Source organism: Oribacterium sp. oral taxon 078 str. F0262 (genome assembly GCF_000160135.1).
GTDB lineage: Bacteria > Bacillota > Clostridia > Lachnospirales > Lachnospiraceae > Oribacterium.
This window is the reverse complement of sequence record NZ_GG729935.1, coordinates 203857-216085: the sequence shown is the minus strand read 5'-3', so window position 1 is coordinate 216085 and position 12229 is coordinate 203857. Positions and strand designations below refer to the sequence as shown.

The 12229-nt window shown below is 55.9% G+C and carries 13 protein-coding genes and 1 pseudogene; all 14 read left to right on the top strand.

Annotation, left to right across the window (positions count from 1 at the left end; genetic code table 11):
* Positions 1 to 377 precede the first annotated feature (377 nt).
* Positions 378 to 791 (top strand): annotated as a pseudogene (locus GCWU000341_RS13985) (transposase); the annotation flags it as partial.
* A complete protein-coding gene (locus tag GCWU000341_RS08435) occupies positions 788 to 1141 on the top strand; it encodes a GntR family transcriptional regulator (RefSeq protein ID WP_009215494.1) in 354 nt (117 codons plus the stop codon). The pseudogene GCWU000341_RS13985 and the gene GCWU000341_RS08435, both read left to right, overlap by 4 nt.
* Before the next feature lie 10 nt (positions 1142 to 1151).
* Positions 1152 to 1838: an ABC transporter ATP-binding protein gene (locus tag GCWU000341_RS08430; protein ID WP_009215493.1), complete on the top strand. Its 687-nt coding sequence runs from the start codon at positions 1152 to 1154 to the stop codon at positions 1836 to 1838.
* An 88-nt stretch (positions 1839 to 1926) separates the two neighbouring features.
* Positions 1927 to 2649, top strand: a complete 723-nt coding sequence (locus tag GCWU000341_RS08425) for a hypothetical protein (RefSeq protein ID WP_009215492.1) — start codon at positions 1927 to 1929, stop codon at positions 2647 to 2649.
* A 139-nt stretch (positions 2650 to 2788) separates the two neighbouring features.
* Positions 2789 to 3526, top strand: coding sequence for a TraX family protein (locus tag GCWU000341_RS08420; protein WP_009215491.1), 738 nt, complete (start codon positions 2789 to 2791; stop codon positions 3524 to 3526).
* A 491-nt stretch (positions 3527 to 4017) separates the two neighbouring features.
* Positions 4018 to 4674, top strand: a complete 657-nt coding sequence (locus tag GCWU000341_RS13185) for a ComEA family DNA-binding protein (RefSeq protein WP_242651651.1) — start codon at positions 4018 to 4020, stop codon at positions 4672 to 4674.
* Positions 4675 to 4763: 89 nt separating this feature from the next.
* Positions 4764 to 5150 carry an Asp23/Gls24 family envelope stress response protein gene (locus tag GCWU000341_RS08410; protein WP_036599475.1) on the top strand — a complete coding sequence of 129 codons (387 nt, stop codon included), beginning with the start codon at positions 4764 to 4766 and terminating at the stop codon, positions 5148 to 5150.
* Entirely contained in the window at positions 5143 to 5937 is a 795-nt protein-coding gene (gene nusB, locus GCWU000341_RS13980) for a transcription antitermination factor NusB (protein WP_009215487.1), read from the top strand. The genes GCWU000341_RS08410 and nusB overlap by 8 nt, the downstream gene beginning before the upstream one ends.
* Positions 5938 to 5941: 4 nt before the next feature.
* On the top strand, positions 5942 to 7279 hold the full coding sequence (xseA, locus tag GCWU000341_RS08400) for an exodeoxyribonuclease VII large subunit (protein WP_009215486.1): 1338 nt from the start codon (positions 5942 to 5944) through the stop codon (positions 7277 to 7279).
* A gap of 108 nt (positions 7280 to 7387) precedes the next feature.
* Complete coding sequence (locus GCWU000341_RS08395) at positions 7388 to 7726, top strand: exodeoxyribonuclease VII small subunit (RefSeq protein WP_009215485.1); 339 nt, start codon at positions 7388 to 7390, stop codon at positions 7724 to 7726.
* On the top strand, positions 7704 to 8657 hold the full coding sequence (locus tag GCWU000341_RS08390; RefSeq protein WP_009215484.1) for a polyprenyl synthetase family protein: 954 nt from the start codon (positions 7704 to 7706) through the stop codon (positions 8655 to 8657). Before GCWU000341_RS08395 ends, GCWU000341_RS08390 begins: the two co-directional genes overlap by 23 nt.
* Before the next feature lie 45 nt (positions 8658 to 8702).
* The gene (gene dxs, locus GCWU000341_RS08385; RefSeq protein ID WP_040654047.1) at positions 8703 to 10571 is read left to right on the top strand and encodes a 1-deoxy-D-xylulose-5-phosphate synthase; all 1869 of its coding nucleotides are present in this window, start codon (positions 8703 to 8705) and stop codon (positions 10569 to 10571) included.
* On the top strand, positions 10568 to 11410 hold the full coding sequence (locus tag GCWU000341_RS08380; protein ID WP_009215482.1) for a TlyA family RNA methyltransferase: 843 nt from the start codon (positions 10568 to 10570) through the stop codon (positions 11408 to 11410). Before dxs ends, GCWU000341_RS08380 begins: the two co-directional genes overlap by 4 nt.
* Before the next feature lie 3 nt (positions 11411 to 11413).
* On the top strand, positions 11414 to 12229 hold the full coding sequence (locus GCWU000341_RS08375) for an NAD(+)/NADH kinase (RefSeq protein WP_009215481.1): 816 nt from the start codon (positions 11414 to 11416) through the stop codon (positions 12227 to 12229).

Genomic DNA, 12229 nt, shown 5'->3' with positions numbered 1-12229 from the left:
GTCACACCGTCTTGATCCGGAGTGACCAAAAACGTTGATTTTCCTGCATTTCTGCGCTGTTTCACTTGCAGAAATGCAGGATTTTTGATAGAATAGATATAGGGTAATAATACCCTATATCTTAGAGGACATTTTTGAGGTGATTCTCATGTTTTTTGATTTCCAGGTTGAAGTCCCGGATGCCCCGGGACTTCTTGTAAGGAAAAAAAGAGGAAGCTATTACTCTGTTGAATACGAATACGGAACGCGCTTACAATCCGGTCAAACAGTACACCTAGCCGAAGCGCGCAATGATTGGCAGGCAGCTGAACAAAGATGACCGGAAAATGTGGCCCAACGAGAACTTCCTGAAATATTTTCCAGATGCGGAGCTTCCGGTCTTCCATTATTCTGTCGCCTATGACACTGCCAACCGTGAGCCTCTCTTCTATGAGCAGTATCCAGGCAGCATCAACGACGTGTCACAGCTGAGATACGCCGTGGATAAAGCGTATTCCTATGGATACAGGAAACTTGGATTTATCCTGGACCGCGGTTACTTCAGCCGTGCGAACCTGGCCTACATGGATAAAAACGATTACAGCTTCATCATCACGAAAAGAATGCTTGACAAGAGAGGACTAGTGCACTATATTTATAGTGCACTAGTTAAGAGAAACATAACTGAGATGAGCGAATCTCATAGAGCCAAGAGCCAAGAGCCAAGAGCCAAGAGCCAAGAGCCAAGAGCCAAGAGCTGGGTGCAAAGTGCAGGGAAAGGCGATTTCAGGAGCGGAAAGGAGGAGATATGATACAGTTTGATCCGTCCCTTCCGATTTATCTGCAGGTGGTGAATGCCTTAAAAAAGGAGATCATCGCCGGGCGGATCGGAGCGGGGGGGAAGCTCCCCTCCGGAAGGGATCTCGCGCTTATGTACAGGATCAATCCGAACACCTCGGTCCGCGTCTATCAGGAGCTGGAGAGGCAGGGGGTCTGTTTCACGAAGCGTGGGCTCGGAACCTTTGTCAGGGAGGACGGAGAGCTGGTCCCGAAGCTCCGTATGGAGATGGCAGAAGATTTTCTCCGAAGCTTTTTAAAGAACATGGAGGAGCTTGGATTCTCGAGACAGGAAATAGCGCGGAAAATTCTGGAGGAGGATTAAGGAGGAAAGGATGCTGGAGACAAGAGGGTTGACGAAGAAGTATTCCGGAGTTACGGCATTGGAGGATCTCAGCTTTACACTGGAGAAGGGGAAAATATATGCGCTTCTCGGACCAAACGGGAGCGGAAAGAGCAGCTGGATGCGCCTTGCGGCGGGGATTGATGCCCCGAATGCAGGAGAAATCCTCTTAGACGGAAAGAGAATCGATGCGTCTGATCGGGCGAGGATTTCCTATATGCCGACAGAGGCGATTTTTTACAGCTGGATGAGTGTACGGGATGTCGGGCGCTATTACAGGGACTTTTTCCCCGATTTTTCCGAGGAACGCTTCGAAGCTCTCCTCGGATTGATGGAGCTTGAGGGGAGAATGTCGATCAAACAGCTCTCCACCGGTATGGCGGCAAAGCTCAGGATCGCGGCTGCGATGTCCCGGCGTGCGGAGCTCTATCTCCTCGATGAGCCTCTGAACGGGATTGACCTCATTGCGCGGGATCACATCATGGAGGCCGTGATCGGCTCCATGAGGGACGACGCGATCATGCTGCTCTCGAGCCACCTTGTGGAGGAGACGGAATCCTTTATCAGCCAGGCGATCTTCCTTCGAAACGGTAGACTTCTGGAAATCTGTGACGCGGAAAAGCTCCGGGAGGAAAGCGGGAAATCGATCTCGGAGAGATACCGGGAGCTCTACCGCTGAGCGGAGAGGACTCTCCCGGAGCAGGCGCTCTCAGGCGGAGCCGCTCCCCGCTGGGAAATCCAAGCATTATGTCAGGAGGGAAAGTATTATGTGGAAGCTTTTAAAATATGAGATGAAGAAGTCAATGCCCGGGAAACGCATCCTCATCGCGATCACTCTTTCTGCGGAACTTATGGTCCTGATCGGCCTGGGCTTTGGCAATATCAGCCTTGTCGGGATCGGAGCGCTGCTGCTCTCCTACAGCGCCCTCATAGGCATGTTCATAACGTGCTTCGGAGGAAGCGGGCTTTTTGGCAGAGAGCTTCGCACAAAGCAAAGCTACATGCTCTTTATCACACCGAACTCGAACCGGGAAATTCTCGATGCGAAGTATCTGGAGAGCTTCTGCTCCTCCGTGCTCATGGGAATTTATTTCCTTCTGCTCCTGGGCCTTGATCTTAGCCTGACGGTGCTCAGGGATCAGTGGTCAACGGGCCCTTTTTCCCATAATTTTCAGGGCCTTCAAGAGGTATCCGCGATGATTCCGAATGCGGCTTTGGCACTCTTGAGCCTTTGGTTCCTTCTCGTCGCGGCGGCATTTTTTATCACGGTTGTCTTTGCAAGCATCTTCTCGAAGCTTCCCGCGAAGGGACTCCTCGGCTTTCTCTTCTTCCTCTTCCTCGGCTTTCTCATAAATCTGCTCGGGAGTGTTCTGACGACGGTCTCATATTCGGAGTTTCACATCCTTGTGCTCTCTCTCCTTTTCCTGTTCGGCGGCCTTTTGTTCCGGGGCGCGACGCTTTTCCTGATGAAGCATGAGCTCAACCCCTGAGTTTCATGCTCCATGATCCGCTTCCCACAGGACTTTTCTCCTCGCAGTCAGGTAGGGAGAAGCCAAAGAGCAGGGTTGACGGTTTCCAAAGGCTCTGGCAGAATGATGTAAAGCATAGGACGGGGAAGGGCCGGACACAATGGAAAAGAAGTTTAACGCCAACGAGATCAAGCTGATCGCTATAGCCGCCATGACGATAGACCATTTGACATGGGTATTTTTCCCCGGACTTCAGACCGTATGGTATGTGTATGCCCTGCATATCATCGGACGCCTGACGGCTCCCATCATGTGGTTTTTCATAGCGGAGGGCTGCCATTATACCCGGAATATAAGAAGATACATCGGGAGATTATTTCTGTTTGCGCTGCTCTCCCATTTCGCCTACGATTTTGCCTTTGGCATACCATTCCTGCCGCTGTCCACGGGAGTCTTCAATCAGACCAGCGTCATGTGGTCGCTGGCCTGGGCAGCGCTCCTGATCCGGATCTGCAGTGAGGAGCGTATTCCGCAGTGGGCAAAGAATATAAGCATTCTTGCCGCCAGCCTGATTTCCTTTCCGTCAGACTGGTCGAGCATCGCGGTCATGTGCCCGTTCTTCCTCTATGCCCACAGGGAGGACTTCAGAGCTCAGGCAAGGGATATCGTGCTGTGGAGCTTCCTTTATGCGTCCGTATACTTCCTGTTTCTCGACAGAGCTTACGGGCTTCTGCAGATCTTTACCTTTCTGACGATTCCGATCCTTTCCCGCTATAATGGGGAGCGCGGAAGCTGGAAGGGCATGAAGTGGTTTTTCTATGTGTACTATCCGGCGCATCTTCTGATTATAGGTATCCTTCGGATTATGCTGCATGGAAATATTTCCCTTATCTTCTAGCTTCCGGGAGGAAGCGCTTATTGGTCGGATCGCTTTTATCCGCCTTCTCCCGACAGCGAGAGACTGCTTCTGGCACAGCGCCCATTCCGCCGCCTGACAGTGGATACGCCGCTTCATGTCTTGGGACGGAGGAACGGCAGGGCCGGGGCATCGCGGATTATGTGCGGGAGGACTTGATTTTTTTGAGAAATATTCTTATACTGTAGCTATCTATACAGAATAATTTTTTGGTGTTTAGCTTTTGTCTCCACTTTTCTCTTTCTTTATTTCATCGGAGTTTATTTCACCGGAATTTCTCCCACTGGATTTCCCCCGATTTCTCTTTCTCTTTTTTTCTTTTTCTTCTTTTTTGCTTTTCCTTTTCTGTTTTTTCTGTGTTTTTGCTCCTTTTCTGTTTCCGCGGGCGGGCAGGGTTGCTGCTGGCGCCGGGAAACCGAAGTCCGGAGTTTGATTTTATGAATATGGCGCTGCTTTGCCGGAAGGGAGTCCCAATGGGCAGGGAACAATATGAGCTTCGAAGGCTTTTACTGAGAGTCCGCCATTTTGTGATTTCCGCGCTGCTTCTCGGGGCGGGATTGTTCTGGGCTTTTTCCGGAAAGGAGCTGCATCGGGAAGAGGAAATGGAGCTTTCCCGGGAGGAGCATTTTGAGAGTGAAAAGGGGAAGGAGGGCACTGATCGGGAAAGAATGCTTCTCGGTGGGGGAAGAGGGGGAGCTTCGGAGCCCTTTGAGAGGAAGGCGGCGGAGTATCATTCCTCCAAAGAGGAAGCAGAGAGGAAAACGGAGGGAGAGGGGGGATCCTTTGAGGAGATAAAATCGGAGGAAAATCCGGACGGAAAAAGAGAGGATCCGCTTCCCAAGGGAGAATCGGGTGCGGAGAAGGAGACCGCCCGGCCTTCCGCGGAGAGCGCGGAGCCCCGCGGGGAGAGCGCGAAGGAGAAAGAAAGCGAGGACAGCCGGGTCAATATCAATACGGCGAGCCTTGAGGAGCTGGATACGCTTCCCGGGATCGGGAAGGTGACAGCCGGGCTCATCATCGCATACCGGGAGAAAAACGGAGGCTTTGCCGACCCGGAGGAGCTCAAAAATGTGAAGCGGATCGGAGACAAAACCTATGAGAAGCTGAAGGATAGGATCCGGATCCGATGAGCGCGCTGCTCCCGCAATCACTGCTTTCAATTAGCCTTCATCTATGGTAAACTCTAAAAAGTATTATTTTTCATGGTGGAGGATCAATGATGGAAGAAAGGGAAGAGAAAAGGATTCACGGCAGCTATGAGAAGAATCAGAACGGGGAGCTCATCATCGCGGACGATGTGATCGCCATCATTGCGGGCATCTCGGCGACGGAGGTCCCGGGCGTTGCGTCCATGGCGGGGGGCTGGTCGGGTGAGATCATCGCCCGTATGGGGATCCGCGACCTTTCGAAGGGCGTGAAGATCGAGGTGGACGGGGAACAGGTCTCCGTGCTCCTCAGCCTGAATGTGAAGTACGGCTACTCCATCCCGGAGGTTTCCGCCGATGTGCAGGAGAAGGTCGCGCAGGCGATCGAGAGCATGACGGGACTTCGTGTCCTGGATGTCAATATCCGGATCGCCGGGGTGGTGACGAGCGAAGATGAGTAGGATCGATAAACAGAAAAAGAGAGAGGAGAGGGAGCACAGGTTCAAGCTCCTCTTTTGTGCGCAGTTTTACCGGGAGGAGGAGATCCCGGAGCAGCTGAGCCGCTATTTTGAGACGCTGGCTGACGGGGAGAGAGAGGCTCTCTCGGAGGAGGAAGAGGCATTTTCTCTGAAAGCTGCTTCCAATGCCGCGGGAGAGCAGCAAAATCCCCCGGTGGAGGAGGCAGGGCGCTCCTCTTTGAAAGCGGCTTCTGATATAGCGGGAGTTCCTGCGGGAGGGGAAGAGAGCTCCTCCTCGAAGGAGCTTTCGGGAGAAGGAGAGGCGAAAGAGAGCGGCGATGCGCCGCTTTTAAAGGCGGAGGAAGAAGGGGACGATCCGGATCCCGTGGGAGAGAGCGGCCTTCGCCTTTCCGAGGAGCGGGAGATCCAAAAAGAGGTTTGTGGAATGGTCGGGCGGATAGAGGAGCTTGACCGGAGGATCAATGAGGCAGCGGAGGGCTGGACGACGAAGCGGATGTCCCGGACGGATCTCACGGTTCTTCGGCTCGCTCTCTATGAGATCCTCTTCCGGGATGAGATTCCGGACAAGGTCTCTATCAATGAGGCGGTCGATATCGCGAAAAAATACGGCGGAGCGGAGTCCGGTTCCTTTGTAAACGGGGTACTCGCGAGACTCCTGAACCCGAAGAGAAGCGCGGTCACAAAGAGCGCGCCGCGGGAGAAGAAGCCGGAGCTTCAGTCTGCGGAGCGGGGCGGCAGGAGGGTTCAGGTCCTCGTGCATCGGAAATGAGGCCATGAAGGATAGAAGCTATTCCGTCTCGGAGCTCAGCCGTTATCTTTCAGGGCTCTTCTCGGAGGACTATCTTCTGAGAAATCTCACAGTGAGCGGCGAAATCTCAAATTTAAAATACCACAGCTCCGGAAATATCTTTTTCACATTGAAGGACTCAGCTTCGCAGCTCTCCGCCGTGCTCTTTGCCGGAGACCGTGCGGGGCTTCGCTTTCGTCTGGAGGATGGGATGAAGGTCCTCTGCGGCGGGAGGGTCTCCGTCTACGAGAAGGGCGGGAGCTATCAGCTCTATGTGAAGAGCGTTCGCTCCGATGGTCTGGGGGAGCTCTACCTTCTCTACGAGGAGCTGAAGAGAAAGCTCGCGGAGATGGGCTTTTTTGATCCTGCCTATAAGAGAGCTCTCCCACGCTATGCGAGGCGGATCGGGATCGTGACGGCGAAGACCGGGGCCGCGGTCCGGGATATCATTCAGATCGCGAGGCGGCGAAATCCCTATGCAGAGCTTTGGCTCTATCCCGCGAAGGTGCAGGGAGAGGGCGCGGCAGAGTCCGTATCGGAGGGGATTGAGACTTTAGACCGGCTGGGTCTTGATGTTCTGATCGTCGGGCGGGGAGGGGGATCCATCGAGGATCTCTGGGCCTTTAACGAAGAGAGGGTCGCAGAGGCGATCTTCCACGCGGATACCCCGATCATCTCCGCTGTGGGACATGAGACGGATACGACGATAGCAGACTATGTCGCGGACAGGAGGGCGCCGACCCCATCCGCCGCCGCGGAGCTCGCGGTCTTCGAGCTCTCCTCCTTCTATGAGGATTTAAAGCAAAGGGAGAGCACTTTCCTCTCCCTTATGAGGGAGAAGCTTCTCAAGGAGAGGCAGAGTGCCGAGCGAAGGGAGTACCGGCTGAGGGCTCTGTCTCCGGAGACGAAGCTTCTTCGTCTCCGGCAGCGCCTCATGGGGGCGGAGGAGGAGCTCAGAAAGCAGATGAAGGAGAGGATCCGCAGGGAGAGAACGAGGCTTCAGGCCTATCGCGGACTTTCCGTCTGGATGGAGAAGAGGCTTTCCGGGGAAAGACAGAGACTCGAGCTTCTCACGGAGCGCCTGGATGCGGCCTCTCCCGGCAGAAGGCTTGCGGGAGGATGGTCCTTTCTCTCGGAGGAAGGAGGGAGGAGAATTCGCTCGGTATCGGATATCCGCCCCGGGAGCCTGCTGGTGAACCAAATCGCGGATGGAAAAATCATAAGCCGGGTGGAGAGGGTGGAGGGAAGAGAGGTACCGGAAAAGGACGATTCTGCCCCGGGACAGCATGGGGAAGGAGAGGGATTTTCCGCCGACGGGCCATAGAGCCTCGATGGGGATTCTCCCGCAAGGCCGGGGCTGTGTCCGGAAGGCATCCCTCCTATGTGCGGAAGATTTTTGATAAAATAAAAGAGGTTTGATCCGGAGGACAGGATGATAGAAGAAAAGGAGAAGATGATAGAAGAAAAGGAGAAAGAGGAGAAGGAGATCCCGAAAAAGCCGGGGACGAGGAGGAAGAGGACGGCGCAGGGGAAAAAGGAAGCGGATCAGAAGGAAGCGGAGAAGGGGAAGAAAGAGGAGGAAGGGCCGGAGCTTTCCGAAATTTTCTCTGAGCTCGACTCGCTTCTGGAGCACCTCGAGGGGGAGGAGAGTCTCGAGAAATCCTTCTCTCTCTATGAGCGCGGCGTCAGGCTGATCCGGGAAGCGGCCGGGAGCATTGACCGGATTGAGAAGGAGGTAAAGGTTCTGGATGAAGACGGAATTCTCCCTTAGACTGGAAGAGCGGCGGGAGCGCTGCGAGAGAATCCTGATGGAGCTCCTCCCAAAGGAGGAAGGGCTTGAGAGGGAGGTCACGGAGGCGATGAACTATTCGCTTCTGTCCGGGGGGAAGCGTCTCCGGCCGATCCTTATTCTGGAGAGCTATGAGCTCTTTTCTCCAAAGGAGGAGAGAGACCGCCTGCTTCGGCCGCTTCTTTATGCCTTTATGGCGGGGATGGAGATGATCCACAGCTTTTCCCTCTGCCACGATGATCTCCCCTGCATGGACGGGGACCGCTATCGCCGCGGCAGGAAGTCCACCTGGTACCGCTATGGAGAAGCGATGGGGACTCTCGCCGGGGACGGGCTTTCGCTGTATGCCTTTCAGCTTGTGTCGAAGACCGCGGCGGAGGGATTTTTAAAGCCGGGCTTCTCCCGCTATGCTTCGGATGTCAATGAAGCTGTCCGCCTTCTCTCCTCCTCCGCCGGCATCCACGGCATGCTGGGAGGGCAGGCTGCGGATGTTCGAAAGACGGGGCAGGAGATGGGAGAGGAGGAGCTTCTTCTGATTTACGAGAGGAAGACCGCCGCGCTCATCTCAGGGGCTCTTTCGATCGGCGCACTTCTCGCGGGAGCTTCCGCGGAGAGCATTGCCTTGCTCCGGGAGATTTCTAAGGCCCTGGGGCTCGCCTTCCAGATCCGGGACGATATCCTGGATGAAAGCGGGGCGGAGGCGGAGCTCGGAAAGCCGATTCACTCCGACAGGGGAAATCACAAGACGACCTATGTGAGCCTCCGCGGTCTCCCGGAGGCGGAGCGGGAGGTTTCCCGCCTCTCGGAGCGGGCGGAGCAGGGGCTCCTCTCGCTTTCCGGGGAGAGGATTTCGGAAGAACACCGTGATTTTTTGCGGGAGCTCTTCCAGGCGCTGGTTTCAAGGAGAAGCTAGCGGCCGGGCCCGGAGGGAGCCGGGCCTTCAGGAGACAGGAAGATGATGCTGCTTGACAGGATACACGGCCCGGAGGATCTTCGCGGGCTTTCACAGGGGGAGCTTGAGGAGCTTGCCGGAGAGATCCGGCGCTTCATCATTGAAAAGACATCCATCTATGGAGGACATCTGGCCTCCAATCTCGGCGTCGTGGAGCTCACGATCGGACTCTACCTCGCATTGGACCTTCCGAGGGACAAGATCGTCTGGGATGTGGGGCATCAGTCCTATACCCACAAGATTCTCTCGGGGAGGAAGGACAACTTCGACGGACTTCGCCAGTACGGCGGGATGAGCGGCTTTCCGAAGCGCTCCGAGAGCGAGTTTGACTGCTTTGACACGGGGCACAGCTCGACCTCCATCTCCGCGGGACTTGGCATCGCAGAGGCACGGGACATCCGGGGGGAGGACTTCACGGTGGTCTCCGTGATCGGGGACGGGGCGCTCACCGGCGGCATGGCCTATGAGGCTTTGAACAATGCGGCGCAGATGCAAAAAAACTTCATCGTAGTGCTGAATGACAATAATATGTCGATCTCTCAGAACGTGGGAGGTATGTCCCGCTACCTGAACGGTATCCGGGTCGGAAAAGGCTATAATCAGATGAAGCGTTCCGTGGGGAAATTCCTCCTCTCGATCCCAAGCATCGGAAAGCCGCTGATCCGCCGCCTGCAAAAGACCAAAAATTCGATCAAGCAGCTCCTGATCCCGGGCATGCTCTTCGAAAATATGGGCGTCACCTATCTGGGGCCGGTGGACGGGCATGATATCCGGGCGGTGGAAAGGGTGATTTGCGAGGCGAAGAAGCTGAATCACACGGTGCTTGTGCATGTCATCACAAAAAAGGGAAAGGGCTACCGCCCCGCGGAGCTTTCGCCCTGCGATTACCACGGGGTAGGGCCCTTTGAGATCGTGAGCGGGAGACCGAAGGGGGAAAAGGGAGGAGAGAGCTATACCGATGTCTTTTCCCGGACGCTTTTGGGGCTCGGGGAGCGGGATTCCCGCATCGTAGCCGTGACAGCGGCCATGCCGGACGGGACGGGGCTCCGCCGTTTCGGAGAGCGCTTTCCGGAGCGCTTCTTCGATGTCGGAATCGCAGAGCAGCACGCCGTGACATTTGCCGCGGGGATGGCGAGTGAGGGGCTTCGGCCGGTGGTGGCGGTCTACTCCAGCTTTTTGCAGAGGGCCTACGATCAGATCGTCCACGATGTCTGCCTTCCGAAGCTCCCTGTGGTCTTTGCGGTCGACCGGGCGGGACTTGTGGGCTCCGACGGGGAGACGCACCAGGGCATCTTCGACTTCTCTTATCTTACGAGCATCCCGAATATGACGGTCATGGCGCCGAAAAATGCCCGGGAGCTGGAGGATATGCTCTCCTTTGCCCTGAAGCAGGAGGGGCCGGTCAGCATCCGTTATCCGAGGGGAAGGGCCTGGACCGGTCTTTCAGAGCTTCACTCCCCGCTGGTATTCGGAAAGGCGGAGCTTCTCTTCGAGGGGAGGGATATCGCGCTGATCGCCGCGGGCTCCATGGTCTCTACGGCGCTTCATATCCGGGAGAAGCTCATCCCCTTAGGACTGGAGCCGACTCTCGTAAACGCCCGCTTTATCAAGCCGATCGACACGGGGATGCTGGACAGGCTGATTTCATCCGGCTGCAGGACATTGATTACCTTGGAGGAGAATGTGAAGCAGGGGGGCTTCGGACTTGAGGTCCTGGACTATATCAACCGAAGGCATAGGGGGATCCTTGTCCATAATGTGACGCTCCCCGACTGCTATGTGGAGCATGGAGATGTGACGAAGCTCCGGGCGGGACTTCGGATCGACTCGGATTCCATCATTTTTGACCTTAGAAAAGAGGGAGTGATCCATTGAAGAGGGAAAGGCTCGATATCCTTTTGACAAAGCGAGGTCTCTCGGAGTCCCGGGAGAAGGCGAAGCGAAACATCATGGCGGGGCTCGTCTATGTGGACGGAGTGAGGGAGGATAAGCCCGGGGCGGGCTTTCCGGAGGATGCGAGGATCGAGCTTCGGGGAAGCGCCATGCCCTATGTCTCCCGGGGAGGACTGAAGCTGGAGAAGGCGATCCGGGTATTTTCCGTCGATCCCGCCGGGAGAGTCTGTGCGGACGTTGGGGCCTCCACCGGGGGCTTTACGGACTGCATGCTGCAAAACGGCGCGGCGAAGGTCTATGCCATTGATGTCGGAAGAGGGCAGCTAGACTGGAGGCTTCGAAAGGATGAGCGGGTCGTCTGTATGGAGAGGACAAATATCCGCTATGTGCGGCCGGAGGATCTCCCCTCTCCTCCCTCTCTGATCACAGTCGACGTCTCCTTCATCAGCTTAAGCCTCGTGCTCCCCGTGTTAAAGGAGATCCTTGCGCCCGGAGGGCAGCTTCTTTGCCTCATCAAGCCGCAGTTTGAAGCGGGGAGGGAGCAGGTCGGGAGGAAGGGGGTCATCCGGGAGAGCTCTGTCCAAAGGGAGGTCATCGAGAGGATAATCCGACTCTCCCTCTCCCTCGGCTTTTGCCTCGAGGGCCTGGACTATTCTCCGATCAAGGGGCCGGAGGGAAATATCGAATACCTCTGCCTGCTCCGGGAGGGAGGAGGCGCTCCGATTCCTTCGGAGGAGGAGATCCGGGAGAGGGCAGAGAGAACAGTGAGAAATTCCCACGAGGCACTGGACCGGGGAAGATCGGGAGAGACGGATTCTTAAAAGATGAATGCAGCGGTAATTATCAACAGAACCAAGGAAGAGGCGGAGAGCTACAGCGGGATTTTGATCCGGGAGCTGCAAAAAAGAGGAGCCGCGATCCGCATCTTTCAGAATAAAGACTATGTGAGAGAGGATCTTCTCGGATCGGATTTCATCATTACGCTCGGCGGGGATGGGACGATCCTCCACACGGCGGGGATGCTCCGGGGAGGAGGGATTCCCATCCTCGGGATCAATACGGGGCACCTCGGATATCTCACGGAATTAAGCCGAAGGGAACAGATCCCGAAGGCGGTGAAGGCGCTTTTTTCCGGGAAATTCTACCGGGACCGGCGGGCCATGCTCTTCGGAGAGCTCAGCAGGGAGGACGGGGAAGGAATGGGGCGGCTCTCTCTGAATGAGATCCTTCTCTCCAGGAGCAGAGGTGTGGGGATGCTCCATTTTCGGATATACTGTGACGGGCAGATGATGTACCGCTACTCGGCGGACGGCATTATCATCGCGAGTCCCACCGGCTCCACAGCGTACAATCTCTCCGCGGGAGGACCCATCATCTCCCCCACCGCGCCCGTATATATCATGACGCCGATCTGCGCACATTCCATGAACGCGAGGGCAGTCGTTATGGACGACCAGAGAGAGCTGGAGATTCTCGTGGAATCGGAGAATCAGCTCCTCTCCTTTGACGGGGAGGACACGACGGAGCTTCGGCCGGGAGACCGGATCCGGATCCGGAAGGCGCGGGAGGAAACGGTGCTTGTGAAGCTCCGGGAGGGAAGCTTCCTGGAGATACTCAGAGACAAGATGGCGGGGGTGTAG

What these genes read in the sequence shown, in the direction of transcription:
- GCWU000341_RS08435 (WP_009215494.1), top strand. Translation starts at nt 788, where the DNA reads ATGATACAGTTTGATCCGTCCCTTCCGATTTATCTGCAGGTGGTGAAT.
- GCWU000341_RS08430 (WP_009215493.1), top strand. Translation starts at nt 1,152, where the DNA reads ATGCTGGAGACAAGAGGGTTGACGAAGAAGTATTCCGGAGTTACGGCA.
- GCWU000341_RS08425 (WP_009215492.1), top strand. Translation starts at nt 1,927, where the DNA reads ATGTGGAAGCTTTTAAAATATGAGATGAAGAAGTCAATGCCCGGGAAA.
- GCWU000341_RS08420 (WP_009215491.1), top strand. Translation starts at nt 2,789, where the DNA reads ATGGAAAAGAAGTTTAACGCCAACGAGATCAAGCTGATCGCTATAGCC.
- GCWU000341_RS13185 (WP_242651651.1), top strand. Translation starts at nt 4,018, where the DNA reads ATGGGCAGGGAACAATATGAGCTTCGAAGGCTTTTACTGAGAGTCCGC.
- GCWU000341_RS08410 (WP_036599475.1), top strand. Translation starts at nt 4,764, where the DNA reads ATGGAAGAAAGGGAAGAGAAAAGGATTCACGGCAGCTATGAGAAGAAT.
- nusB (WP_009215487.1), top strand. Translation starts at nt 5,143, where the DNA reads ATGAGTAGGATCGATAAACAGAAAAAGAGAGAGGAGAGGGAGCACAGG.
- xseA (WP_009215486.1), top strand. Translation starts at nt 5,942, where the DNA reads ATGAAGGATAGAAGCTATTCCGTCTCGGAGCTCAGCCGTTATCTTTCA.
- GCWU000341_RS08395 (WP_009215485.1), top strand. Translation starts at nt 7,388, where the DNA reads ATGATAGAAGAAAAGGAGAAGATGATAGAAGAAAAGGAGAAAGAGGAG.
- GCWU000341_RS08390 (WP_009215484.1), top strand. Translation starts at nt 7,704, where the DNA reads ATGAAGACGGAATTCTCCCTTAGACTGGAAGAGCGGCGGGAGCGCTGC.
- dxs (WP_040654047.1), top strand. Translation starts at nt 8,703, where the DNA reads ATGCTGCTTGACAGGATACACGGCCCGGAGGATCTTCGCGGGCTTTCA.
- GCWU000341_RS08375 (WP_009215481.1), top strand. Translation starts at nt 11,414, where the DNA reads ATGAATGCAGCGGTAATTATCAACAGAACCAAGGAAGAGGCGGAGAGC.